Annotated in this window: 21 protein-coding genes and 1 pseudogene; 11 read left to right on the forward strand and 11 right to left on the reverse strand. The window is 69.5% G+C overall.

The window, feature by feature from the left end:
* Positions 1–105: 105 nt before the first annotated feature.
* Complete coding sequence (argS, locus tag ACYVKA_RS09285; protein ID WP_460704821.1) at positions 106–1,743, reverse strand: arginine--tRNA ligase; 1,638 nt, start codon at positions 1,741–1,743, stop codon at positions 106–108.
* A 179-nt stretch (positions 1,744–1,922) separates the two neighbouring features.
* Between argS and ACYVKA_RS09290 the strand changes: the two genes are divergently transcribed.
* The 7 genes from ACYVKA_RS09290 to ACYVKA_RS09320 all read left to right on the forward strand — a co-directional run bounded on the left by ACYVKA_RS09290 (position 1,923) and on the right by ACYVKA_RS09320 (position 9,286).
* The gene (locus tag ACYVKA_RS09290) at positions 1,923–2,753 is read left to right on the forward strand and encodes an ABC transporter ATP-binding protein (protein ID WP_460704823.1); all 831 of its coding nucleotides are present in this window, start codon (positions 1,923–1,925) and stop codon (positions 2,751–2,753) included.
* Complete coding sequence (locus ACYVKA_RS09295) at positions 2,750–3,412, forward strand: ABC transporter permease (RefSeq protein WP_460704825.1); 663 nt, start codon at positions 2,750–2,752, stop codon at positions 3,410–3,412. The genes ACYVKA_RS09290 and ACYVKA_RS09295 overlap by 4 nt, the downstream gene beginning before the upstream one ends.
* On the forward strand, positions 3,409–4,089 hold the full coding sequence (locus ACYVKA_RS09300) for an ABC transporter permease (RefSeq protein ID WP_460704827.1): 681 nt from the start codon (positions 3,409–3,411) through the stop codon (positions 4,087–4,089). The genes ACYVKA_RS09295 and ACYVKA_RS09300 overlap by 4 nt, the downstream gene beginning before the upstream one ends.
* Positions 4,086–5,006, forward strand: a complete 921-nt coding sequence (locus ACYVKA_RS09305; protein ID WP_460704828.1) for an ABC transporter substrate-binding protein — start codon at positions 4,086–4,088, stop codon at positions 5,004–5,006. Before ACYVKA_RS09300 ends, ACYVKA_RS09305 begins: the two co-directional genes overlap by 4 nt.
* Positions 5,007–5,084: 78 nt before the next feature.
* Entirely contained in the window at positions 5,085–5,909 is an 825-nt protein-coding gene (locus ACYVKA_RS09310) for an aldo/keto reductase (RefSeq protein WP_460704830.1), read from the forward strand.
* A gap of 155 nt (positions 5,910–6,064) precedes the next feature.
* Complete coding sequence (locus ACYVKA_RS09315; RefSeq protein WP_460704832.1) at positions 6,065–7,405, forward strand: UDP-glucose dehydrogenase family protein; 1,341 nt, start codon at positions 6,065–6,067, stop codon at positions 7,403–7,405.
* Between the two features lie 441 nt (positions 7,406–7,846).
* Positions 7,847–9,286, forward strand: a complete 1,440-nt coding sequence (locus tag ACYVKA_RS09320; RefSeq protein ID WP_460704834.1) for a sugar transferase — start codon at positions 7,847–7,849, stop codon at positions 9,284–9,286.
* Positions 9,287–9,429: 143 nt separating this feature from the next.
* On the opposite strand, the gene ACYVKA_RS09325 is transcribed toward ACYVKA_RS09320, so the two are convergent.
* From ACYVKA_RS09325 to ACYVKA_RS09355, 7 genes and pseudogenes are all read right to left on the reverse strand, one after another.
* Complete coding sequence (locus ACYVKA_RS09325; RefSeq protein WP_460704919.1) at positions 9,430–9,957, reverse strand: hypothetical protein; 528 nt, start codon at positions 9,955–9,957, stop codon at positions 9,430–9,432.
* Between the two features lie 312 nt (positions 9,958–10,269).
* Positions 10,270–10,401, reverse strand: a pseudogene (locus tag ACYVKA_RS09330) (hypothetical protein); the annotation flags it as partial.
* Between the two features lie 163 nt (positions 10,402–10,564).
* Positions 10,565–11,260 (reverse strand): SanA/YdcF family protein, encoded by a 696-nt coding sequence (locus ACYVKA_RS09335; RefSeq protein WP_460704836.1) that lies wholly within the window; start codon positions 11,258–11,260, stop codon positions 10,565–10,567.
* A 2-nt stretch (positions 11,261–11,262) separates the two neighbouring features.
* The gene (locus ACYVKA_RS09340; protein ID WP_460704838.1) at positions 11,263–13,854 is read right to left on the reverse strand and encodes an alpha-amylase family protein; all 2,592 of its coding nucleotides are present in this window, start codon (positions 13,852–13,854) and stop codon (positions 11,263–11,265) included.
* Between the two features lie 261 nt (positions 13,855–14,115).
* The gene (gene pgi, locus ACYVKA_RS09345; protein WP_460704840.1) at positions 14,116–15,792 is read right to left on the reverse strand and encodes a glucose-6-phosphate isomerase; all 1,677 of its coding nucleotides are present in this window, start codon (positions 15,790–15,792) and stop codon (positions 14,116–14,118) included.
* A 94-nt stretch (positions 15,793–15,886) separates the two neighbouring features.
* Positions 15,887–17,179, reverse strand: a complete 1,293-nt coding sequence (locus ACYVKA_RS09350; protein WP_460704842.1) for an SH3 domain-containing protein — start codon at positions 17,177–17,179, stop codon at positions 15,887–15,889.
* 111 nt (positions 17,180–17,290) lie between these two features.
* Positions 17,291–17,860, reverse strand: a complete 570-nt coding sequence (locus ACYVKA_RS09355; RefSeq protein WP_460704844.1) for a TetR/AcrR family transcriptional regulator — start codon at positions 17,858–17,860, stop codon at positions 17,291–17,293.
* A gap of 225 nt (positions 17,861–18,085) precedes the next feature.
* Between ACYVKA_RS09355 and ACYVKA_RS09360 the strand changes: the two genes are divergently transcribed.
* Together ACYVKA_RS09360 and ACYVKA_RS09365 are read left to right on the forward strand one after the other, a co-directional pair.
* Entirely contained in the window at positions 18,086–18,310 is a 225-nt protein-coding gene (locus ACYVKA_RS09360; RefSeq protein WP_460704846.1) for a hypothetical protein, read from the forward strand.
* A gap of 56 nt (positions 18,311–18,366) precedes the next feature.
* Positions 18,367–19,284: a DsbA family protein gene (locus tag ACYVKA_RS09365; RefSeq protein WP_460704848.1), complete on the forward strand. Its 918-nt coding sequence runs from the start codon at positions 18,367–18,369 to the stop codon at positions 19,282–19,284.
* A 29-nt stretch (positions 19,285–19,313) separates the two neighbouring features.
* Here the strand turns inward: ACYVKA_RS09365 and ACYVKA_RS09370 are convergent, their stop codons facing one another.
* Genes ACYVKA_RS09370 through ACYVKA_RS09380 form a run of 3 tightly spaced genes read right to left on the reverse strand, consistent with a single transcriptional unit; the run spans position 19,314 to position 21,086 of the window.
* Positions 19,314–19,961: a bifunctional 4-hydroxy-2-oxoglutarate aldolase/2-dehydro-3-deoxy-phosphogluconate aldolase gene (locus ACYVKA_RS09370; RefSeq protein WP_460704850.1), complete on the reverse strand. Its 648-nt coding sequence runs from the start codon at positions 19,959–19,961 to the stop codon at positions 19,314–19,316.
* A 1-nt stretch (position 19,962) separates the two neighbouring features.
* Entirely contained in the window at positions 19,963–20,781 is an 819-nt protein-coding gene (locus ACYVKA_RS09375; protein ID WP_460704852.1) for a cytochrome c biogenesis CcdA family protein, read from the reverse strand.
* A 20-nt stretch (positions 20,782–20,801) separates the two neighbouring features.
* Positions 20,802–21,086, reverse strand: coding sequence for a TM2 domain-containing protein (locus ACYVKA_RS09380; protein WP_460704854.1), 285 nt, complete (start codon positions 21,084–21,086; stop codon positions 20,802–20,804).
* A gap of 421 nt (positions 21,087–21,507) precedes the next feature.
* Here ACYVKA_RS09380 and ACYVKA_RS09385 point away from each other — a divergent pair, with 421 nt between their 5' ends.
* Positions 21,508–24,063 (forward strand): DEAD/DEAH box helicase, encoded by a 2,556-nt coding sequence (locus tag ACYVKA_RS09385; protein ID WP_460704856.1) that lies wholly within the window; start codon positions 21,508–21,510, stop codon positions 24,061–24,063.
* A 127-nt stretch (positions 24,064–24,190) separates the two neighbouring features.
* Positions 24,191–24,658 (forward strand): YbhB/YbcL family Raf kinase inhibitor-like protein, encoded by a 468-nt coding sequence (locus ACYVKA_RS09390; RefSeq protein WP_394275505.1) that lies wholly within the window; start codon positions 24,191–24,193, stop codon positions 24,656–24,658.
* Positions 24,659–24,707 lie beyond the last annotated feature (49 nt).

Consider the following 24,707-nt stretch of genomic DNA (forward strand, 5'->3'; position numbering starts at 1 on the left):
GCGGGCGGCCGTCACCACGGCCGCCCGCAGGATGGAGCCGCTCAGGCCCCCATCACGGTTCAGGCCCCCATCACGGTCCAGGCCCCCATCACGGTTCAGGCCCGATCACATGCGCTCGGGCGCGTCGATCCCCAGCAGGTAGAGGCCCTTGGCGAGCACGCCGCGGGTGGCCTGGCACAGCGCCAGGCGCGAGCCGCGCACCTCGCCCTCGCTCTTCATCACCGGGCACTGCTCGTAGAAGGTGGAGTAGGCACCGGCCAGCTCGTACAGGTAGGTGCACAGCTTGTGCGGCTGCAGGCTCTCGGCCACCTCGGCCACCACCTCGCCGAAGCGGCTCAGCAGCAAGGCCAGCTGCTGCTCGGCCGGCTCGTCGAGCACGGTGACGGCCGACGGCACCTCCACCTGCTCCGCCTCGGCCTTGCGCATGATCTGGCAGATGCGGGCGTGGGCGTACTGCAGGTAGGGCCCGGTGTCGCCGGTGGTGGCCGTCATCCGCTCCGCGTCGAAGGTGTAGTCCTTCTGCAGGCTGTTGGACAGGTCGGCGTACTTGATCGCGGCCAGCGCGATGTTCGGGGCCGCGTGCTGGTTGGCCTCGTCGAGCAGGTCGTCCAGGTGGACGGCGGTGCCCTCACGGGTGGAGAACTTCTTGCCGTCGGTGCCCAGCACCATGCCGTAGCCGACGTGCTGGGCGCGCACGTCCTCGGGCAGGTAGCCGGCCTTGCGGCAGACGCCGAAGATCAGGTTGAAGTGGTGGGTCTGCTCGCTGCCCACCACGTAGACCAGGCGGTCGGCCTCGAGCTCGCCGACGCGATAGCGCAGCGCCGCCACGTCGGTCACGTCGTAGCCGTAGCCACCCTGCGAGTTGCGCATGATCGCCGGGGCCTCGTAGCCGTCGACGAAGACCACCAGCGCACCCTGGTCCAGCTTGGCGATGCCGCGGGCCTCCAGGTCCTCGCAGACCTTGGGCAGCATGTTGTTGTACATGCTCTCGCCCGCGTAGTCCTTGGGTTCCAGCAGCACACCGAGGCGACGATAGGTGCTCTCGAAGCCGGCCTTGGAGATGGCGATCAGCTTCTCCCACATCGCCAGGGTCTCGGGGTCGCCGGCCTGCAGCTTGACCACCCGATCACGCGAGCGGGTGGCGAAGGCCTCGTCGCTCTTGAGGTGGGCATTGGCGCGCTTGTAGAGCGCCTCGGCGCCGGCCAGGTCGAGGCTGTCCAGGTCGAGGCCCTCCTCGAGGGTCTGCTCGACGAGCATGCCGAACTGGCGGCCCCAGTCACCGATGTGGTTCTGCGGGATCACGGTGTTGCCCTGGGCAGTGAGCACCCGGTTGAAGCAGTCGCCGATGATCGTGGAGCGCAGGTGGCCCACGTGCATCTGCTTGGCCGCATTCGGTGCCGAGTAGTCGATCACCACACGCTGCGGCTCGTCGGCCTGCACGATGCCGGCGTGCTCGTCGGCCATCAGGTCGGTGGCTGTGGCCGCCAGCACCTGGGACTTGATGCGGAAGTTGATGAATCCCGGCCCGGCGATCTCCAGTGGCTCGCACAGGTCGTCGAGCTGCAGCTTCTCGACGATCGAGGCGGCGACCTCTCGCGGCGGCCGGCCCTCGCTCTTGGCCAGGCGCAGTGCCACATTGGACTGGAAGTGGCCGAACTGTGGCTTGGTGGCGGGACGCATCTCGGGGTCGATCCCCGTGACGGACTGGACCCGCTCGGTGAGCTGTGAGGGCAGTGAAGACATGGCAGTCATTCTTCCACGCGCCGCGCCCACGCCGCTGCGGACGCACGGACCGCTTCCAGCACACGAGATTCCACCCCTTGAGGGGGAATTATGACCACCCAGTCAGGGTTGGATGGAAGAAGGCCTACCGCACGCCAGGCACCAGCCCGCCGTCGGTCGACGGCAGCGAAGGGAGCAGGATGGGTATCGAGTTCGAGCACGTCACCAAGCAGTACGGCGAGGCCCCGCCCGCCGTCGGCGACTTCAGCCTCGTCGTCCCCACCGGCCAGACCACCGTGCTGGTGGGCTCCTCCGGCTCGGGCAAGACCACCCTGCTGCGCATGGTCAACCGCATGGTCGCCCCCAGCAGCGGCCGGGTGCTGATCGACGACGAGGACATCGCCGGCCAGGACCCGGTGAAGCTGCGCCGACGAATCGGCTACGTGATGCAGAACTCGGGCCTGCTGCCCCACCGTCGCGTCATCGACAACATCGCCACCGTGCCCCGCCTCAACGGCGTCGCCAAGAAACAGGCCCACGAGCGGGCCGTGGAGCTGATGGACCTGGTGGGTCTCGACGAGAACCTCGCCCGGCGCTGGCCCGCCCAGCTCTCGGGCGGCCAACAGCAGCGCGTCGGCGTGGCGCGCGCCCTGGCCAGCAATCCCAACATCCTGCTGATGGACGAGCCCTTCGGTGCCGTCGACCCGCTGGTGCGCTCCGAGCTGCAGCACTGGATGGGCAGGATCCAGGCCGAGCTGCACAAGACCATCCTGTTCGTCACCCACGACATTGCCGAGGCCATCGCGCTGGGCGACCAGATCGTGCTGCTCAAGAACGGCGGCGCCATCGCCCAGGTGGGCACTCCCGCCGACCTCGTCGCCAATCCCGCCGACGACTTCGTCTCGTCCTTCCTGGGCCTGGACCGCGGCGAGCTCGACCTGCACCTGCAGCAGACCGCGCACGGCACCCTGGTGCTCGACTCCCGGGGGCGGCCGGCAGGACGGCTGGCCGCAGGGCAGGAGCTGCCGTGAGCTGGCTCGCCGCCAACCTCGACCTGGTCTGGGGCCTGGCCTGGTCACACCTGCTGATGACGCTGCCCGCGGTGGCGATCAGCCTGCTGCTGGCGCTCCCGGTGGCCTGGCTGGCCAACCGCTGGCGGCCGGGCCGCGCGGCGCTGGTGGCGCTGAGCGGGCTGGTCTACGCCATCCCCTCGCTGCCGCTGTTCATCGTGCTGCCGATGGTGATCGGCACCACGGTGCGCGACCGGTGGAATGTGGTGGCAGCCCTGTCGCTCTACGGCTTCGCGCTGATGGTGCGCTCGGCCACCGACGGGCTCGATGCTGTCGGTGAGGGGCCGCGGCTGTCGGCCACCGCCCTGGGCTATGGCGGCCTGCGACGATTCCTCACCGTCGAGCTGCCCCTGGCCGGGCCGGCCCTGCTGGCCGGCCTGCGGGTGGTGGCGGTGAGCACCGTGAGCCTGGTGACGGTCAGCGCGCTGCTGGGCGTCGGCAGCCTGGGATCGCTGTTCACCGACGGCTTCCAGCGCGGAATCCTGGCCGAGGTGATCACCGGCATCCTGGCCACCGCCCTGCTGGCACTGCTGCTGGACGCGGCGCTGATGGCGATCGGGGCGCTGCTGATGCCCTGGACCCGTGCCGCCGGCAAGGCCCGGACGGGAGGGCGGCGATGAACTTCGTCCGCGAGGCCCTCGCCTGGATCGGCGATCCTGCCCACCTGCACGGCCCGCAGGGATGGCCCTCCCACCTGGCCGAGCACCTCTGGTACACCGTCCTGGCCGTCCTGCTGGCCAGCCTGGTGGCGATCCCGCTGGGCTGGCTCGTGGGCCACACCGGCCGGGGCCGCAACCTGGCGGTGCAGCTGTCCGGCATTGCCCGGGCCCTGCCCAGCCTGGGCCTGGTCACCCTCTTCGGCCTGTGGCTGGGGGTGGGCCTGCAGGCGCCGATGATCGCGCTGGTACTGCTGGCCATCCCCTCGGTGCTGGCCGGGGCCTATGCCGGCATCGAGTCGGTCGACCCCCGCGCCGTCGACGCGGCCCGCGCCCAGGGCATGACCGAGTGGCAGGTGCTGGGCCTGGTCGAGATCCCCCTGGGCCTGCCGCTGCTGGTCGGAGGCATCCGCTCGGCCACCCTGCAGGTGGTCTCGACGGCCACCCTGGCGGCCTATGTCGGCGCCGGAGGCCTGGGCCGCGACCTCTTCCTGGGCCTCAAGACCCAGGACTACCCGCAGATGCTGGCGGCCTCGCTGCTCGTGCTGGGCCTGGCCGTCGCGCTGGAGCTCCTCTTCGAGCTGGCCGAACGCCTGCTGCGCCGAAGCGTCCCCACCCTCCAGACCCGGGAGTCATCGTGAACCGCAATCCCCTGCGCCTGCTCGCCGTCCTCGTCTGCCTGCTGCTGGCGGCCGGCTGCGCCAGCTCCGACCCGCTGGGCACACAGAAGTCCAGTCAGACCGCAGGTGCCTCGAAGACGCTCGTGGTGGGTTCGCAGCAGTACTATTCCAACGAGATCATCGCCGAGCTCTTCGCCCAGGCGCTGGAGTCGCGCGGCTGGAAGATCACCCGGAACTACCAGATCGGGCAGCGCGAGATCTACCTTCCCGAGATGCAGGCCGGCCGCATCGACCTGATGCCCGAGTACGGCGGTGCGATGCTGCAGTACTACGACAAGGAGTCCACCGCCTCGGCCACCGGCCAGATCCTCACCGACCTGCGCAGCGCCCTGCCCGACGGCCTGATGGCGCTGGAACCGGCCGAGGCCACCGACCAGGACTCCTTCAATGTCACCCGCGGGACCGCGCAGAAGTACGGCCTGCAGACGATCGCGGACCTCAGGAAGCTGCCGGAGGTGACACTGGCCGCCAACTCCGAGATCGCCAAGCGCCCCTACGGACCCGCGGGCCTCAAGCGGGTCTATGGGGTGGACGCCACGGTGCTGCCGGTGGAGGACTCCGGTGGCCCGCTGACGGTCAAGGCGCTCACCGACGGCAAGGTGCAGGTGGCCGACATCTACTCAGCCAGCCCGTCCATCAAGGCCCGCGACCTGGTCACCCTCACGGACCCCAAGAACCTGGTGCTGCCGCAGAACGTGGTCCCGGTCGCCAGCTCCAAGGTGGGGGCCGACGCCGCCTCCGTCGTGGCGCTCGTCACGGCGCAGCTGACCACCGACGAACTCACCGAGCTCAATGCCCGCAGCGTGGAGAAGCAGGAAAGCTCGGCGACGATCGCGAAGGCCTGGCTCACCCGCAAGGGGATCATCGCCCAAGGCTGAACCGGCCCGCCACGGCTGGCTCGGCGTGGTACGGCGCGGCACAGTGGAGAGACCCATCCCCTAGGTACAAGGAGAAGCATGAACACCATTCCCGAGGTCACCCTCAGCGACGGCAAGAAGATCCCCCAGCTCGGCTTCGGCGTCTGGCAGGTGGAGGACGAGCAGGCCACCCCCGCCGTCGCCAAGGCGCTGGAGACCGGCTACCGCCACATCGACACCGCTGTCATCTATGGCAACGAGGCCGGCGTCGGCCGTGCGCTGAAGAGCTCCGGAATCGCCCGCGACGAGCTCTTCGTCACCACCAAGCTGTGGAATGACATGCACCGCAAGGCCGATGCCCGCAAGGCGATCGAGACCAGCCTGGAGAAGCTTGGCCTCGACCACGTCGACCTCTACCTGATCCACTGGCCCTCGACCGTCAAGCACGGCGATGCCTACATCGAGGCCTGGAATGCCATGCAGGAGTTCAAGGCCGAGGGCTTGGTGACCAGCATCGGCGTCAGCAACTTCCATGAGATGCACCTGGACAGGCTCGAGGGCGAGAGCCCCGTGATCGACCAGGTGGAGCTGCACCCCACCTTCCAGCAGACCGAGCTGCGCCGCGTCCTGGACGACCGCGACATCCGCACCGAGGCGTGGAGCCCGCTGGGCCAGAGCAAGGACCTGGGCAATGACACGATCGCGAAGATCGCCGAGAAGCACGTCCGCACCCCTGCCCAGGTGATCATTCGCTGGCACCTGCAGCTGGGCAATGTGGTGATCCCCAAGTCGGTCACGCCGGAGCGCATCGAGCAGAACTTCGACGTGCTGGGCTTCGAGCTGGACCAGGCCGACATGGAGGCCATCGCGAAGCTTGACGAGGGCAACCGCCTGGGCGCCAACCCGGAGGATGCCGACTTCTGAGTCGATCGCGCTTCCGAGTCCGTCGCGCGGTCCGGAACGCCACACCGACTCTGAGCAGTGACGGCCATGAGCAGCAGGGCCCCGACCTCGGTCGGGGCCCTGCTGCCGTCGCGGATCTTCATCTGCCCTTCATCTTGGGTGACTAGGCTCATCCCATGCGTCTGTCCACGATTGGTTGCGGATACCTGGGTGCCGTGCACGCTGCGTGCATGGCCGAACTCGGCCACGAGATGGTCGGCCTCGACGTCGACCAGGCCAGGGTCGACAAACTCTCCCGAGGCGAGAGCCCCTTCCACGAGCCGGGCTTCCCGGAACTGCTGCGGCGCAATGTGGAGTCCGGCCGCCTGCGCTTCACCACCGACCCGGCCGAGATCACCGATGCAGAGATCCACTTCATCGGCGTCGGAACGCCCCAGATGAAGGGGCGCTATGCCGCCGACCTGAGCCAGGTTGATGCCGCGGTGTCCACGGTGCTGGAGCACTCCCGCCCGCGGGGCGAGCGCCCGGTGCTGATCGCCGGCAAGTCGACGGTCCCGGTGGGCACCGCCGAGGGGATCGCCGAGCGCGCCGCGGCCAGCGGCAAGGACATCGCGGTGGTCTGGAATCCGGAATTCCTGCGCGAGGGCTTCGCGGTGAAGGACACCCTGCACCCGGACCGGATCGTCTACGGCCTGCCTGAGGATCGCGTCCGAGGCACCGTGATCCGCGAGATCCTTGACGAGTGCTATGCCCAGCTGCTCGAGGAGCAGATCCCGCGCCTGCTCACCAACTACCCCACCAGCGAGCTGGTGAAGGTGGCCGCGAACTCCTTCCTGGCCACGAAGATCAGCTTCATCAACGCGATGGCCGAGCTGTGCGAGGCCACGGGCGGCGATGTCACCAAGCTGGCCGAGGCGATCGGACACGATGACCGGATCGGCAAGAAGTTCCTGCGGGCCGGCATCGGCTTCGGCGGTGGCTGCCTGCCCAAGGACATCCGCGCCTTCATGGCCCGCGCCGGCGAGCTGGGCGTCGACCAGACCCTCACCTTCCTGCGGGAGGTGGATGCCATCAACCTGCGTCGCCGCGAGGGCACCGTGGAGCTGGCGGCGGGACTCTTCGGGGGCCGCCTGGTTGGCCGCAAGGTGGCCGTGCTGGGTGCCGCCTTCAAGCCAGATTCCGACGACCTGCGAGACTCCCCCGCCCTGGACATCGCGACACGGCTGTGGGCACGGGGGGCCGATGTGGTGATCACCGATCCTGCCGCCGGCGACGGCCTGCGACGTGCGCGTCCCGACCTGTACGTGGTCGACACCGTCGAGCAGGCGGTCAAGAATGCCGACCTGGTGATGGTGCTCACTGAGTGGAAGCAGTTCACGGAGCTGGATCCCGCGGAGCTGCTGCCCAGGGTGCGCGGGCCGCGCATCATCGACGGCCGCAATGTGCTCGATCCACACCGTTGGCACGAGGCCGGCTGGGACTACCACGGCATCGGCCGGGGGGTGTCCACCTGGTGACCGTTTCGTGTCCACGAAAGGATTCCGCTGGCCATGATCCGGACAGAACCGTCCGGGACCCAGACACGACCCCCGTTCAGGGAGACAGGGGCACCGATTCTGACGGAATGCTGAGTCGACGTGAAGAAGGTTGGTGCAGAATTCTTCAGCATGACACCTGACATATGAGATTCTGGCTAGGTCGTCGACCCCTACATGGCCGCGTGAAGCACTCCTGGAAGCCCGCCGGAGCCCCTGCAGACAGAGGTTCGTCCCGATAGACTCCGAACCGTAGTTCGGGGGAGCACACACACGTCGATCGTGGCAATCCCGCACACCGCCCAGGGACTCTGGGCGGAACGCGAATTTGAACTCGGGGGAGTCAGTGTCATCCCGGCCAGCGCGTCGGGCCGGATCTGGCCGCCCGCCTCCAGGGGTGGAGCAATGCTTTTGAAGAACAACGTGAGCCCAAGCCGGCTGAGGATTCCACGGCGCGTCACGCACCGCTCACGCAGCGTCGCACCATGGCTGCTCGCCGCGAGCGACGCACTGACCGTGCTGCTCGCGACCCTGGTGGCCCTCGCCTTCCGCAATGTCATGCCCGGCTTCCAGGACCCCATCCAGGTCAACTACAGCGTCTCGCTGCTGTGGCCGCTGGCCGTGGTCATCTGGATCGCGTGCCTGTTCAGCGCCGGCGCCTATTCCGACAAGAACCTCGGGGCCGGCACCGACGAGTACGCCCGGGTGATGCACTCCAGCCTGATGGCGGCCGCCTTCATCGGCATCTGCTGCTACCTGACGCGCTTCGACCTCTCGCGCGGCTTCTACATCCTGCTCTTCGCCTTCGGCACGCCCCTGCTGGTGCTCACCCGCTGGATGGTGCGCCGCGGCATCCACATCCTGCGCCGCCGCAACTGGCTGACCCGTCGCGTGGTGCTGGCCGGCAACCCGCAGAACATCCAGGAGATCCTGACGGTCGCGCGTCGCGAGACCTGGCTGGGCTACTACATCGTCGGCGCGATCCTGCCCGAGGGCACCCAGCGCGGCGAACTCGACCTGCCGGTGCTCGGCACCATCGGCGAGACCATCGACATCGTCGGCCAGCGCGACATCGACATCGTGATCTTCGCCGACGGCTCCTTCCCGTCCTCACGCGGCTTCCGCCGGATGGCCTGGGCCCTGGAGTCACACCGCGCCCAGATGGTCGTCGCCCCCGCCCTGACCGACATCGCCAGCCAGCGCATCCAGGTGCGTCCCGTCGCCGGCATCCCGCTGGTGCTCGTCGAGCCGCCCACCACGCAGCAGGCAGGCCGCTGGGCCAAGCGCACCTTCGACATCGTGGTCGCCTCCCTGATCCTGCTGGCCATCAGTCCGATCATGATCGGCACCGCCGTGGCCATCTGGCTGGACGACCACGGACCCGTGATCTTCAAGCAGGTGCGCGTGGGCAAGAACGGTGAGCACTTCGAGTGTCTCAAGTTCCGCTCCATGGTGACCAATGCCGAGGAGATCCTGAAGTCGCTGCAGAACCAGGGCCCCAATGCGGTCATGTTCAAGATGGAGAACGACCCCCGCATCACCAAGGTGGGCCACTTCATCCGTCGCTTCTCGATCGACGAGCTCCCCCAGCTGTGGAATGTGGTGCGCGGCGACATGTCGCTGGTCGGCCCCCGCCCCGCACTGCCCAAGGAGGTCGCGCAGTATGCCCCGCACGTGAACCGTCGCCTCGAGGTGCGCCCCGGCCTGACCGGTCTCTGGCAGGTCTCCGGCCGCTCCAACCTGAGCTGGGACGACACCGTGCGCCTCGACCTCTACTACGTCGACAACTGGTCCATGACGCAGGACCTCACCATCCTGGCGATGACCCTCAAGGCCGTGCTGGCCTCCGACGGCGCCTACTGATCCCCCACTCAGAACCAGCTCCACCCGCCTGGACGCGCACAGTGGACTGTGCACGCCCACCCGACAACGGCACCCGCTGCAGCACGTGCCCCGGTGATCAGCAAATGCCGTGTCGGCTCTGCACGTCGATGCCGCGGCGCTCATCAGGCCGCCGGACGACGGGATCCAGCCAACGCCTGCTGGATCCGTCCACACAACACCTTGGGTCTTGCAAGGTCTGGGTCCATCCACCGGACCTGCCGCCATCCACGGTCTGCCAAGGCATTGTCCCGGTGCTTCTCCGCCATCAGCACCTGTCGCGCCGTCTGTCCCGGCGCCAGCAACTCGTCGTACTTCACGGCTCCGTCGCACTCCCCGTAGACCTTCTCCTCCAACCAGGCGAAGTCCAGGCGGGCAATCACGTGCCCGTGATCATCGACGACCACGTGCTGCAGCACCGGCCTCGGAAGGCCATGCCGCCACATGATGATCCGGCTGCGGCTCTCCAGGGGACTGCCAGAGCGCCCGTCGGCAAAGGCCAGCGCATCACGGGCCATCTTGACCCCGGGCACTCGCCGACTGCGCGCGATCTCACCCTCGAGTTCTGCCCTGAACATCGCAGATTCCTCTCCAGGATGGTCGGGGCTGCGCAGGGCGGCATCCAACAGGACCACGGCATCGTCGAAGCTCATCCCCCGAGCCACATCGACCAGTGTCCTCGCCCGTGCGGTCACCCTGAAGCCCTCCGCCGTGACGATGTCATCCGCGGCCAGCCAACCACCATGCGTGTGGACCACCTGGTTCCGCTGACCACCACCCGGTGTTCGTCTGGTGCGCGTGACCTGGACGAGTTCCCCGGGCCCGTGCGGAAGGTGGAGACCGTGCAGCACCGCGGCCGACTCATGACTGAGGACAACATCACCCAGGCATGGGGCAGTCGCCTCAATCAGCAGCCGGTGTCGCTCCACCGGCGTGTCCGGTTCCTCGTCGCTATAGACGCCACGTCGGATGCGGACCAGGTGGCCATTGCCAACGGCTCGTCGCAGGTCCCGGTCCGTCCGCCCCTCAGCCAGCAGGTCCTTCGTGGTGCGAAGTGTCATGCTCCCATTCCACGGCCCCTGCTCGGAGTGCACCATGGCTGGGAGCGGACGGACAACATTGGGACAACACCTCGCTGCTGTCGGGCCGACGTGCGCAATGGACTGCGCACGCCCACCCGACAACGGCCCCCGCTGCAGCGCGTGCCCCCGGCGGTCAGCACGGGCGGGGTCAACTCCGCACGCGAAAGCAACAACCGGGTCAGCGACCCAGGGCGTCGTGCACCCCGGGCTCAGGGTCGCCCATCGTGGGCCTTCGACGAGAACCCACGTCCCACAGCATCTTGAGGTTGGCGGGCAGCTCCCGCACCGCGAAACGGGCCCAGCCCAGACGCCACAGCACCGGGACGTCGTGCAACGAACCCAGGCCCTGCACGCTCCAGTCCCCCACGCCGACCGCGTCGACGCCGACCAGCCGGCAGGTGGTGACCGCCCGGGGCAGGTGGTAGCCCTGGCTGACCACCACCAGCTCCTCGACCCCGAAGATGCGGCGGGCCCGCACGCACGAGTCATAGGTGTCGAAACCGGCGAAGTCCACCACCACGTCCTCGGGTGGGATACCGGCCTCGACGAGGTAGCGCTTCATCGCGGTGGGTTCGTCGTAGTGGTCGATGCCGTTGTCACCACTGACCAGCAGCACATCCACCAGGCCGGCCCGGTGCAGCTCGACCGCCCGGTCCAGCCGCCCGCGCAGGAAGCGCGAGGGGCGGCCGTCGGGATGGACCTGGGCGCCCAGGACGAGGGCCACGCGGGGCCCCTGGACGGTGGCCGTCGCGGTGCGATGCTCCTCCACGGTGCGCACCCGCCCCGTGGAGCTGGCGACGGTCAACAGCCAGGGCAGCCCCAGGACCAGGGTCCCGCAGGCCGCCGCTGTGCCCACCACCCGCCGCCAGCGCATCCTCAGACCTCCTGGCCGTCAGCGGTGATCGTGAAGCTCCTGCTGGCCAGGTCGGCCTTCAGCACGGCCTCGTGCCCGTCCTTGGACCAGCTCACCTGCAACTCGTGGGCGGGGGTCTCGGCGACGATGCACTCGGCATCCCAGCCGAAGGCCGCGAAGCTGTTGCGGAAGCGCAGCAGCTCCAGCTGGCGCTGGGCCAGCGGGGTCCCCAGGGCCTCGCGCACCTGCTCACGGGTCAGGTTGGTGCGGTTGATCTCCTTGTGACCGCCCGCTCCGGCACGCTCCACCGCGGCATGGTCATTGCGTCCACCGAACAGGTCGAGGTACCAGACCTGGGGCTTGCCCGGCATGAAGAGCTGGATCGCGCGGGCCAGCAGCATCGCCTCGTCGCTCTCGCCCAGTGCCGAGTAGTAGGTGGCATTGACCTGGTAGTACATCTTCTTCTGGCCGTGCAGGTCCTTGACGTGGCCGCCCCGGTCCACGACGGTGGCGATCAGCTGGTCGATCTCGTCGTCGGTGAGCAGGCCCTTGAGATCGAGCAGCGGGATGCCGTCGTGGCAGCCCAGCATGTTGACGGTGTGGATCTTCTTGTCGACCAGCTCACCGATCCAGCGCTCGAGGTGGCGGGCATCGGCCTTGGCCAGGGCGTCGATCACCAGGCCGGGCAGGAAGAAGTCGTAGGTGAGGTAGCCCTTGGAGCTGAGCAGCTCGTGAATGCCCTCCTCGTAGCGGGAGTGGATCTCGGGCAGCAGCTTGAGGCCCCGGTCACGCGCCAGGGTGTTGACGCGGTCCAGCAGCTGCCAGGTGCCGGGATCGTTGAGGAAGTTCTTCTCCCCCGGCTCCTTGGGGGCGTAGGCAAAGGCGTCCAGCCGCACGATCTCAGCCCCGTAGCCCGACAGCTTGTCCAGCACGTCGGCGTAGAAGTCCCAGACCTTGGAGCTCTTGATGTTGAGGTCCATCTGGCCCAGGTAGCTGCGGGTGGAGTCCAGCAGCTCGACGACCTGGTCGCGGGCCTGCTCCATCTCGCCCAGCTCGAGCTCGGCCGGGGTGCGCCCGGCCTCCAGCTGCTCGGCGATCGAGGGCGCCAGCGCCACTGCCTGCTGGTACTGCAGGCCGGTGGCACGCATCAGCTGCTGCGCGTCGGGAGCGGAGTAGCGCACCTCCTGGTAGAAGGTGTTCCAGTAGGGCTTCTCGGTGCCGTCGGGCATGCGGACCATGAGGATCGGCAGGCCGGGCTTGCGGAAGAACATGTCCTTGATCAGCTCCGGATCGGGCTGCACATAGCCCTCGGGCGTCATGGTGCCGTGGCCGGCCCAGAACTTGTTCCAGTCGATGAAGAAGTCCGCGAACTCGCTGCGCGCGCCCCTGGCCAGCAGGTCCTGGAACTGCGGCGAGAGCACCGAGGCGTGGTTCAGGATGAAATCGAACTTCAGCCGGATGCCGGCAGCCTGCAGCGCCGGAAGGTCCTGCGGCTGGGTGTAGAGCTTGCTCAGCTCGTAGTCGATCACCGAGAAGCCGCGGTCCAGGTCGGTGTTGAAGACGCTCGGCAGCAGGTAGGCCGAGGTGAAGGCCCCCGCCACCGCCGGGTCGGTGAGGAAGTCGACCTCGTCGCCCACCGTGCCGCCCAGGCTGTCGGGGTAGACGTTGAGCATGGCGCCGTGCTCGGGCAGGTGGCGGCCCATGGAGCGCAGATAGGTGTCGTACGAGATCACCTCACCGGCCTTGGTCACGATGATCCGCGCCCGGTGGGCCTGGTCGTGCAGGTGCTCCTGCTCGATCGCCAGCACCAGCGAGGTGAAGGGGCTGTCGGTGGCGCCATCGCGGGCCCGGGAGCGGCGATGCGCCAGGGTCTCGGCCGGGGTGGAGTTCAGCAGGACCGGGATGTCGACGCCCTCGACGTGCTGGGAGTTGCCGTGGGTCCACTCGACCACGAGCACCTGAACCTCACGCAGGTCCATCCGGTCGTACCAGAGCTCACCGGGTTCGCGCCCCATCCGCTTGAGCAGCAGGCTCTCCGCACCGCCCTTGAAGGCGGTGATGATGGCGTTGACCTCGTCGAAGTCGATCTCGTCCTGGCTGCCCAGGTAGTCGTCGAGGGCGCGGGCACCGGCGGCACGGTAGGTGGTCAGCCACGGGTCCTCGTGGGCCTGGTCGACGGCCGCGTCTCGGTCGGCGACCTGCAGCTGGGCCAGGCGGGCGCGCACCTGGTCGTCGTAGAGTCCGGCGGCCACCAGGCCCTTCACGCCGGCGGCGCGGAAGGTGCGCAGCCGCTCGGCGTCGTTCTCGCGGGGGATGCGGTGCGGGTAGTTGTCGCCGCTCATCACATGGGCGCCGATGCCGTTGTGGCGCATCACGTGGGCCAGCACCGAGCCGATCTCCGACTTGCCGACGCCCGAGCCGCCGTGGACGGCAATCACTGCCCGGTGTGCCGGGCTCTGCTCCAGTGCCTGCTGCAGCATGGGCCACAGCTCGGTCAGGATCGCCTCGGCCCGCTGCAGGTGGTCCTGGCCGATCTCCACCTTGTCACCGGGCATGTCCCCGGTGGGGATCTGTGCGGTGTCGTCGATGGTGGGCAGCCGATAGGCGTCGCTCATGGTGTGGTCCCCGTGGTTCGTGGTGGTGCAGCGCGACTGCGCTCCACCCAGCCTACCGAGGGCGCCGGTGCCCGGCGGTGGATGGTCATCCACGATCTCGTGGGCATTTCCGGTGGGTACTCCAACAGGAGATGCCCACGGCATGGGCCCCGACACGCGACGAGCCCCGCCCCCGTTACCTTTTTGGTGACCCCGTAAGGGAGGGAGGGCGGGGCTCGTGGTGCTCAGCGGATCACTCCGGGCGTCGAACCGGAGGTTCGCTCACTTCTCGCGCTTGGCCAGGTAGTAGTCGATCAGCGCCTGGGTGGAGGAGTCCTGCTCCAGCTTGGCGGCCTCGTCGCCCTGGACGGCGGGGGCGATCTTCATGGCGAGCTGCTTGCCCAGCTCCACACCCCACTGGTCGAAGGAGTCGATGCCCCACACGATCCCCTCGACGAAGGTGATGTGCTCGTAGAGGGCGATCAGCTGGCCGACCACCGAGGGGGTCAGGGCAGGCGCCATGATCGAGGTGGTGGGACGGTTGCCCTCGAAGACGCGGGCCGGGACGACCTCCTCCCTGGTGCCCTCGGCGCGCACCTCGCCGGCGGTCTTGCCGAAGGCCAGCGCCGCGGTCTGGGCGAAGAAGTTGGACAGGAAGAGCTCGTGGACGTCGGTCTCGCCGTCCTTGAGCGGGTTGGCCGGGGTGGCCACGGCAATGAAGTCGGCCGGGATCAGGCGGGTGCCCTGGTGGATCAGCTGGTAGAAGGCGTGCTGGCCGTTGGTGCCGGGCTCGCCCCAGAAGATCTCGCCGGTGTCGGTGGTCACCGGGGTGCCGTCCCAGCGCACGGACTTGCCATTGGACTCCATGGTGAGCTGCTGCAGGTAGGCCGGGAAGCGGTGCAGGTACTGCGCATAGGGCAGCACGGCATGGCTGGCGGCCTTGAAGAAGTTGACGTACCAGACATTGAGCAGGCCCATCAGCAGCGGCACGTTCTTCTCCGGCGCGGCGGTGCGGAAGTGCTCGTCGATGGCGTGGAAGCCGGCGAGGAAGTCACGGAAGTTCTTCGGTCCGATGGCGATGGCCAGCACGGTGCCGACGGCGGAGTCGACCGAATAGCGCCCGCCGACCCAGTTCCAGAAGCCGAAGGCATTGGCGGGGTCGATGCCGAAGGCCTCCACCTTGTCCAGGGCGGTGGAGACCGCGACGAAGTGCTTGGCGACGGCCTCCTTCTGGCCCGCCTCCTCATCGATGGCACCGGCCTCGGCCAGGCGCTCCAGCAGCCAGGCTCGGGCCAGGCGTGCATTGGTGAGCGTCTCCAGGGTGGTGAAGGTCTTGGAGGCGACGATGAACAACGTGGTCTCGGGGTCCAGGTCGCGGGTCTTCTCGGCGATGTCGGTGGGGTCGATGTTGGAGACGAAACGGCACTCCAGGTCCTGCTGCACATAGGGCTTGAGGGCCTCGTAGACCATGACGGGGCCCAGGTCGGAGCCGCCGATGCCGATGTTGACGACGGTCTCGATGCGCTTGCCGGTCACGCCGGTCCAGGCGCCGGAGCGGACCTTCTCGGCGAAGGCGTCGATGCGGTCGAGGACCTCGTGGACGTCCTTGGCGACGTCCTGGCCGTCGACGATGAGCCCGGCGGAGGGATCGGGCAGGCGCAGTGCGGTGTGCAGCACGGCGCGGTCCTCGGTGACATTGATGTGCTCGCCGCGGTACATGGCCTCGCGGCGCTCGGCGATGCCCACCTCGTCGGCCAGCTGCAGCAGCGCGGGCAGGATCTCGTCGTCGAGGAAGTTCTTGGACAGGTCGACGTGCAGGTCGGCGGCGTCGAAGGTGTAGCGACGGGCCCGCTCGGGATCGTCGGCGAAGGCCGCCTTCAGGTCGGGCGTGTAGCCCTCGTGGAGGGTGGTCAGTTCGGCCCAGGTGGCCGTGGACGTGGGATCAACCGGAGTCTGCATGGCACCCAGCCTATGACCACGGCCGTGCCACCGGCAGGGCTTGAACGACACCCGGCCGCCGTTGCCGGGGGCCGGGTGTCGTCGTGCCAGTGGGTCAGCGCACGGTGACGTGCACGTGGTCGTAGTGGTTGGCGGTGGCCGAGCCACGGTCGGACATGGAGCGCCAGCCCTCGCTGGAGCGCTGCGTGGTCCAGATCTGCTGGGAGTAGATCACCTCGGTGATGCCCAGGCGGGAGGCATTGGCACGGGCCCAGCGCGCCACCTCCCAGCCCGTCTGGCCGCTCACCATGATGTCGATGGCGTGGCCGCTGCCGTGTGCGTCGGCCGAGCCCCGCACTCCGCCGAAGCTCGTGATGGAGGGGAAGTTGGCGCAGACGCCGCGGTGCACGGCCACGGCATTGGCCACCAGGCCGCGCTCGACGGCATAGGAGCTGCAGGTGCCGCCTGCGGCGCTGCGGGCCTTGGTGGCGCTGGGCCTGGTGCTGATCCGGGTGCCGGTGCTCGGCTTCGGGGCGGCGCTCGGCTTCGGGGCGGCGCTGGCGCGGCTCGTCGACGTGGCGCCGCTCGTCGCCACGGAACGGGGAGCCGGCTTGTCGTCGGTCAGGTAGGCCGAACGGACCCAGCCGGGCTTCCCGTCGAGGGAGACCTGGCGCCAGCCGTCCTGGCGCAGGCTGGTGACCTTGACCGACTCGCCCTGGTCGAGACTGCCGATCTTGCGGGCCTCGGTGCTGGGCAGCGAGCGCACGTTCACGACGGTCGTGCTCCAGCGGGTGCCGATGACCTCGGCGAGCGGGGCGGGCCGCGCCGCGACCTTCGACGAGGGAGCCTTCGTGGCCGTCCGCTTGGTGGCCTTCGGTGTGCTGGCCCGGGTGGCCTTGGCACTGGACCGGGCAGTCCTCGGGGTGGCCTTGGCGCTCGGGGTGGCCTTGGCGCTCGGGGTGGCCTTGGCGCTCGGGGTGGCCTTGGCGCTCGGGGTGGCCTTCGCGCTCGGGGTGGCCTTCGCGCTCGGGGTGGCCTTCGCGCTCGGGCTCACGCTGGCGCTGGCACTGGGCGTGGCACTGGCGCTGGGCGTGATGACCGGGCGCTGCTGGGAACGGCTCACCGCGGCCTGCTCCTGGCGTCCCAGGGCGGGCGAGGTGGCCTCGGCAGCCTCGTCGTTGACCGATCCCGGCAGCAGCCAGGCGCCGGTGCCGACGGTGGCCAACCCGACCACCAGGGCCAGCGGAGCCAGCCCACGGCGGCGGGGGCGGGGGTCGTCCTCGATCTGTTCGGCGGCATCCGTCGCGGGTCCGACGACCACGCTGTCCACGACACCGGCTTCGTCGATGGGTGCGGTGTGCTCGCCGGTGGTCTGCGGCAGGCCGGAGGGTTCGTTGCTGGTGGTCACCGTGGGAGGTCCTGTTCGTGGCTGTGGGGCTGGCACCCGGTTCGCTCTCAGCGTGATCGGGCCTCCCGAGCCTAACCCAAGCCTGAGAAAAACCCCAAGATCCCCTCAGTTTCACCCCAGGAGGGCAAGCCAGACATCCATTGCCCGGCGGGAGGCCTCTTCGTCACGGTGCACCAGGTAGTCCTGCAGCAGGCCGTCGGCCATCACCACCAGGGCGGCGGTGAACTGCCCCAGGTGCTGCCCCTGGAGCCCCTCGACGCCCTCGGCTGCCATTGCGACCTTGTGCCCCAGGCAGTCCAGACGGGCCTGGCGCCAGCGCGGCGCCAGTTCCTGCATGCCCTCGGTGCGCATGGCGTGGTCGAGCAGCTCCAGACGGCTCCAGTGCTGGTTGGTGCGCGCGACGATGTCGTCCAGCATCGAGCCCGTCAGGGAGCGGGCGATCTCCTGCCGAGAGTCGCCGGCCACCTCCAGGGACTTGCAGGCTGCGAGCTCCAGCGACTGAAGGCGCTCGATGGCCGCGCCCATCAGGGCCTGGTGGGAATCGAAGGCATAGTGGAAGCTCGCCAGGGGCATCCCTGCCTGCGCGGCGATGGCGCGCGTGGTGGCCGAGGCCACGCCGTTGCGGGCCACCACCTCCAGCGCGGCATCCAGCAGCTTCTCGCGCCTGTCGGCCAAGCTCATCCTCGTCATTGACATCACTCCCCCCCGTTTCGCCTGGTTCCCAACCGTCACAGGCATTTTCTCGATGACCCCGACGCCCCCGCGCCGCGAACCACATCTTGACAAGTGTGGCATCCCGGCGTGTGCCGCAACGACTTCCCGGGGCGATCCGTAGGGTGACCGGCGATGACCTGCCCACTTCCCGGCCCTGTTGGCCGCACTCCCAGCCCCCCGGCCACCCGCCCCATGACCATCTTCGCCCTCGGCCTGGCACTGGCCCTCGGCCCCGCTGCCGGCCTCGCCTGGGCCGACGAACCCGACGCCGTGCGCACCGTGCAGGCAGAGGTGCTGCCCCGCGCGCTGCGCTGGGCGATGGCCCTGCTCGCCGCCCTGGGCGTGGTCGTCGGTTTCGGGGCGGCCAGCCTCAGCCTGCGCGAGCCCGAGCGCCACCACGGACGCCTCATCGACTGAGTTCGCCCGCCGCGCGCCGGGCGTGCCGCCGTGCACGGGCCATTTAGGCTGGGGGCATGCCCAGCTCCTCCCCCCAGCAGCAGCAGCCCGACGCCTACCTGCCGCCCGACGGCGACGCCACCACTCCCGGCGGCCCCGACGAGGCCCCCGGGGGAACCGGTGGGTTGCGCCCGGGTCAGGGGTGGGCACCGGGCAGTGACCGCACCGACCGGTCTCGTACCCGCTCGGCCGCCCGTCTGCCGTGGGTGATCGTCGCCATGCTGGCAACGCTCAGCCTGGTGCTCGGCAGCCTGCTGGTGGCTCAGAACGGTGAGCTGCAGGACCTGCGCCGCATGGCCGAACAGGCCCCCGCCCCAGCCGCGACGGCCGCACAGCAGGCGCCCCAGCAGACCCAGGCCACGCCGGCACCGGAGGCGGTCGCCGCGATGAAGAAGCTGCCGCGCCGCGTCAAGGACGACCCCACCGCACTCGGCAAGGTCGACGCGCCGGTCACGATGATCGTCTGGTCCGACTACCGCTGCCCCTTCTGCTCGGTCTGGGCGCGCGACACCTTCCCCCAGCTCAAGCCCTATGTGGATTCGGGAAGCCTGCGCATCGAGCACCGCGACCTGGTGCTCTTCGGTGAGCAGTCCATGGCCACCGCCATCGCCGCGCGCGCCGCCGGCCAGCAGGGCAAGTACTGGGAGTTCTCGCACGCCGTGCACGCCGCAGCCCCCACCAGCGGCCACCCGGAGATCACCGCCGCCGACCTCAAGGTCTTCGCCCAGCAGGCCGGAGTGCCCGACCTGGTGAAGTTCAGCGCCGACTCCACCAGTGCCGGCCTGAAGGCCTCGGTGGAGAAGGACGTCACCGAGGCACGCCAACTGGGACTGACCGGCACGCCCTTCTTCGTCATCAACACCACTCCCCTGTCGGGGGCCCAGCCGCTGCGGGTCTTCACCCAGACCCTCGAGGCCAACGGGGCCCACAAGTAGGCCGGCCGGCAAGCGCCCGGGCCCGGGCCTCAGCCCTCGTCGACGGCGGTGCGGAAGGTCTGGCAGCGCTCGCGCAGGCTGCCCAGGGATCCGCCGCCGAAGGCATCGCCCAGCAGCGCATCGTCGAGCCAGACCGCCGTCGCGCCCGCTTCGGCCCAGCGACGGGCCGAGTAGGCGCCCAGGCCGCCGCGGGCACACAGGTCGACGCCCGGCGCGAGCTCCACCAGCGCCTCGGGATAGCCCGAGCCCATCACCTCGGCGGGCACGACGAGCACGGCCGAGACCCCGCTGCGCCATGCTGCCTGCACCTCGGTGGGGGTCAGCGCCGAGACCAGGAAGGGAACCCCGGCCTCGCGGATGCGCGCGGCCAGGGATTCGTCGGGACCCGCCAGGGCCAGGAAGTTGACGCCCGCCTCCAGCGCCTCGTCCAGCTGCTGCCCGCTCGAGATGTCGTGGACTCCAAGGGTGGCCCGGGGCCCGAAGACCGCACGCAGCCGCGCGGCCTGCTCCACCTTGCCCGCCGGCAGACTGACCACGCCGATGCCCTCCTGCACCATCACCTCGACGGCGGCCACCAGCGAGGGCATCGCCCGGTCGGGCAGGGTGCCCACCAGGCGCTGCTGCAGGAGCCGTTCGGGTAGCTGGACGGGGCTGGCGTCGTTCCCGGGAGTGCTCATGTCAGTCATTGTCCCGCACCCGGTCGCGCTCGCCCAGCCAGATCCAGGTGAGCACCCCCACCAGGGCGATGACCAGCACCAGCACGGGCCAGTCCCCCAGCGCCTGGCCGATGCCGTGCAGGCGGTTCTCCAGCCGGTACTGGCCCTGGGCGTCCAGCACCGAACCCGCCTGGCCGCCGCTGACGAGCAGGAATACCCCCAGTGCGACGAAGACCAGCCCAGTGACGAGCTGACCCACAGTGGTGCGCGCCCGGCCGAGCTGCACCGGCCGCGGACGCAGCCAGCCGCGCGCCGACGGCCCGACCTGCTGCCACAGCAGGCTCAGCACCATCAGCGGCAGCGTCATCCCCAGGCTGTAGGTGGCCATCAACAGGGCGGCCAGCACCGGGCTGGCCCCCATCGCCGCCAGGGTCAGCACCGATCCCAGGATGGGGCCGGTGCAGCCGCTGGCCAGCCCGTAGCTGGCGCCCAGGGCCAGGATCGCCAGCGGGTGGGCGGGGTCCTTGGCCTGACCCCGCAGACCCGGCAGGGACAGGCTGGCGCCCGAGGCCGTCACCAGTCCCAGGAGCACCAGGACCACGGCCCCGACCTTCAGCAGGCGGGCCGGGTCGACGGGCAGGGCGCTGCCCAGTGCACCGGCAGCCATGCCGAGCGGCACCATGGTGGCCAGCAGCCCGGCCAGGAAGAGCAGCAGGCGGCCGACCATGGTCAGGGTGCGGGAGAAGGCGAAGGCGAAGAAGCTGGGCAGCAGCAGTGCCGCGCACGGGCTGAACAGCGCGGCCAGGCCGCCCAGGAAGGTCACGGCGAAGGAGGTCTGCATGGTGGTGCTCCGGTCCGGGCTCAGTCGCGCAGGGGACGGCCCTGGCGGTCGAGCGGGCGGCCAGTGAGCATCAGGATGCCGTCGATGAAGGGCCACAGCGCCCCGATGCCGAAGGTCACCAGGGTGACGACCACCTGCGCGATGCCGATGCCTACGTCGCCCTTGTAGAAGCGGCCCACTCCCAGCCCGCCGACCAGCAGCTGCAGCACGCCGGCCACCACCTTGCTCTTGTCCGAATAGGGCAGGCCGGTGGTCGGCTCGTAGCCATAGGGCGCGGCCGGGTTGGGGCCGGGCCAGGGAGTCATCTGCCATCCCTGCGCCTGCTGGCCGAACTGGGCCTGGCCCGGCTGGACCTGGCCGAACTGGATCTGCCCAGGTGCCGGCTGGGGAGGCGGCGCGAAGCCGGCTTCCTGGGGCTGTCGGGGCGCGGCCGGCTGCGGGGCCGGCTGCCCGACCTGCGACCAGGCCGGCTCGGCACAGGGATCGAAGTCGGGCAGCGAGCCCTGCGAGGACCACGGGGACGGCCCACTCGGCCACGAGGAGTGGTCCTGTGAGGACGAAGGGTTCTGGGACGAAGTGCCCCGGGTGCCCTCGGGCATCGGGATGGTCGGCTCGCTCGTGCGCCCCAGACTAGGACCCCCGCGGTCCCGAGCCCCGGCGCCGGCACGGCCACGGCAGCGGATCGTCAGAGGACCAGGGCTCGCCTCGTGGGACGATGGAGGCACCATGCGCCTCATCGACCAGCTCCCTGCCCTGGGCACCAACCCCGGCCCCGACGCCATCCACGACGCCTTCACGGCGTGGACCACCAGCAATGGCGTGACCCTGTACCCGCACCAGGAGGAGGCGATCCTCGAGATCCTCAGCGGGAACAATGCCGTGGTCATGACGCCCACCGGCTCCGGCAAGAGCCTGATCGCCATCGCCGCCCACTTCGCCGCGCTGGCCACCGACGGCGTCAGCTTCTACACCGCCCCGATCAAGGCGCTGGTGAGCGAGAAGTTCTTCGCCCTGTGCGAGGTCTTCGGCGCCACCAATGTGGGCATGGTCACCGGCGACGCCTCGGTCAACGCCGACGCCCCCATCATCTGCTGCACCGCCGAGATCCTGGCCAACATCGCCCTGCGCGAGGGGCGCGAGGCCGACGTCACCCAGGTGGTGATGGACGAGTACCACTTCGTCGCCGAGCCCGAGCGCGGATGGGCCTGGCAGGTGGGCATCACCGAGCTGCCGCAGGCCCAGCAGGTGCTGATGAGCGCCACCCTGGGCGACGTCAGCCAGCTCACCAAGGACCTCACCCGCCGCACCGGCCGCGAGACCGCCGTCATCGACGACGCGGTGCGCCCGGTGCCGCTGACCTACCGCTGGTCACTCACGCCGGTGCACGAGACGGTCGAGGAGATCGTCGCCACCGGCCAGGCGCCGGTCTACATCGTCCACTCCACCCAGGCCGCCGCACTGGAGCGGGCGCAGGCGCTGCTGAGCATCAAGCTGGTCAGCACCGAGGAACGCCACCAGATCGTCGAGGCGATGGGCCACTTCCGCTTCGCCGGCGGTTTCGGCCAGACCCTGTCCAAACTGGTGCGCGCCGGCATCGGCGTCCACCACGCCGGCATGCTGCCCCGCTACCGGCGCCTGGTGGAGACACTGGCCCAGCAGGGGCTGCTCAAGGTGATCTGCGGCACCGACACCCTGGGCGTCGGCATCAACGTGCCCATCCGCACCGTGCTGTTCACCTCGCTGAGCAAGTTCGACGGCCGACGCTCCCGGATCCTGCGCAGCCGCGAGTTCCACCAGATCGCCGGCCGTGCCGGGCGCGCCGGTTTCGACACCATCGGCTACGTCGTGGCCCAGGCACCCGACCACGTCATCGAGAACGAGAAGGCACTGGCCAAGGCCGGTGACGACCCGAAGAAGCGCCGCAAGGTGCAGCGCAAGAAGGCCCCCGAGGGCTTCGTGAACTACTCCGAGGAGACCTTCCAGAAGCTGGTCGACTCCACCCCGGAGACCCTGCACGCCCGCATGAAGATCACCCATGCGATGCTGCTGAACATCCTGGAGCGCGAGACCGACACCGCGGCTGCGGTGGTGGCGCTGATCGACGAGTCGGTGCCGGACGAGGCGACCCGTCGCAAGCTGAAGCGACGCGCCGTCGCCCTGGCCCGCTCGCTGCTGCAGGCCGGCGTGATCACCCGCCTGGACCGGCCCGAACAGTCGGGGCGCCGCTACGAGCTGGCGGTGGACCTGCAGGACAACTTCGCCCTCAACCAGCCGCTGAGTGCCTTCGCGATGGCGGCGATGGACCTGCTGGACCCCGATGCCGATGGCTTCGAGCTGGATCTGGTGAGCATCATCGAGGCCACCCTCGAGGACCCGATGTTCATCCTGGTTCAGCAGCAGTACAAGGCCCGGGGCGAGGCCGTCGCGGAGATGAAGGCCGACGGCTACGACTACGAGGAGCGGATGGAGGCGCTGGAGGACGTCGAGTGGCCCAAGCCGCTGGCCGAGCTGCTGGAGCAGGCCTACGAGGCCTACCGGCTGACCCATCCGTGGATCGCCGAGAACCAGCTCTCGCCCAAGTCGATCGTGCGCGACATGTACGAGCGCGCCATGGGCTTCGGTGAGTACGTCGCCCACTACAAGGTGCAGCGCAGCGAGGGCCTGCTGCTGCGCTACCTGTCCGATGCCTACCGGGCGCTGCGCCAGAGCGTCCCGGAACGCTATGTCACCGAGGACTTCACCGACCTGGTGGAGTGGCTCGGCGAGGTGATCCGCCAGACCGACTCCTCGCTGCTGGACGAGTGGGAGGCGCTCACCGATCCCGACGCCGACCCCGAGGACCGCCTCAAGGCGCTCACCCACCCGGCCGAGAAGCGCCACCCGGTCACCGGCAATGAGCGCGCCTTCATGGTGATGGTACGCAACCTGATGTGGCGCCACGTGGAGCTGATGGCCTACGACAAGGTGGACGAGCTGGCCGAGCTCGATGCCCGCGACCCCGCCGCGGTGATGGATGCCGATGCCTGGGACGAGGCCTTGGGTGCCTACTGGGACGAGCACGACGACATGGGCCTGGACGGCGATGCGCGTGGGCCCAGGATGCTGCGCATCGAGAAGTTCGGCGGCAAGGGTGGCGAGCCGCGCACCTGGCGGGTCGCGCAGGTGGTCGACGACCCCGAGCATGACCACGACTGGCAGCTGCAGGCCTCCATCGACCTGGACGCCTGTGACGAGGCCGGGGAGCTGGTGCTGCACGTGCTGGGCTTCAGCAGGATCGACTGATCGGTGCCGAGGCCCTGCCCCTTCAGGCATCGGAGCACTAGGCTCGAGGCATCCACGCGGTGCACTGCAGGCGCAGTGCCATCCCCGAGCGGAGGGCCCACTCGGCCCCCTGGACGAAGGAGCAGCCATGGAACTGACCAGCACGTCGATCACCGAGGGCGCCGAGATCGCCCGGAAGTACGCCACCGAGGACGCCGGCGGGCAGAACGTCAGCCCGCAGCTGTCCTGGAGCAATCCCCCGGAGGGCACCAAGAGCTTCGCCATCACCATCTACGACCCCGACGCCCCCACCGGCTCGGGCTTCTGGCACTGGGTGATGGCCGACATCCCCGCCGAGGTCACCGAGATCGCCGAGGGCGGCCCGGTGCCCGAGGGCGCCCGCGAATGGGTCATCGACTACGGCTTCGCCGGCTACGGCGGCCCCTGCCCGCCGCCCGGGCCGGCGCACCGCTACATCCACACGGTGCACGCACTGGGCTGCGAGGAGCTGCCGGTGCCGCTGGAGGCAACCAACACCCAGGCCCGCTTCGCCATCCACGCCCATGAGCTGGGCCGGGCGCAGGTCACCGGCCTGTTCGCCGTCGACGAGAGCTGACCCCAAGACGCACTGGTGCCCGCCACCCCTCGGGGCGGCGGGCACCAGT

It is taken from the genome of Luteococcus sediminum, assembly GCF_054783495.1.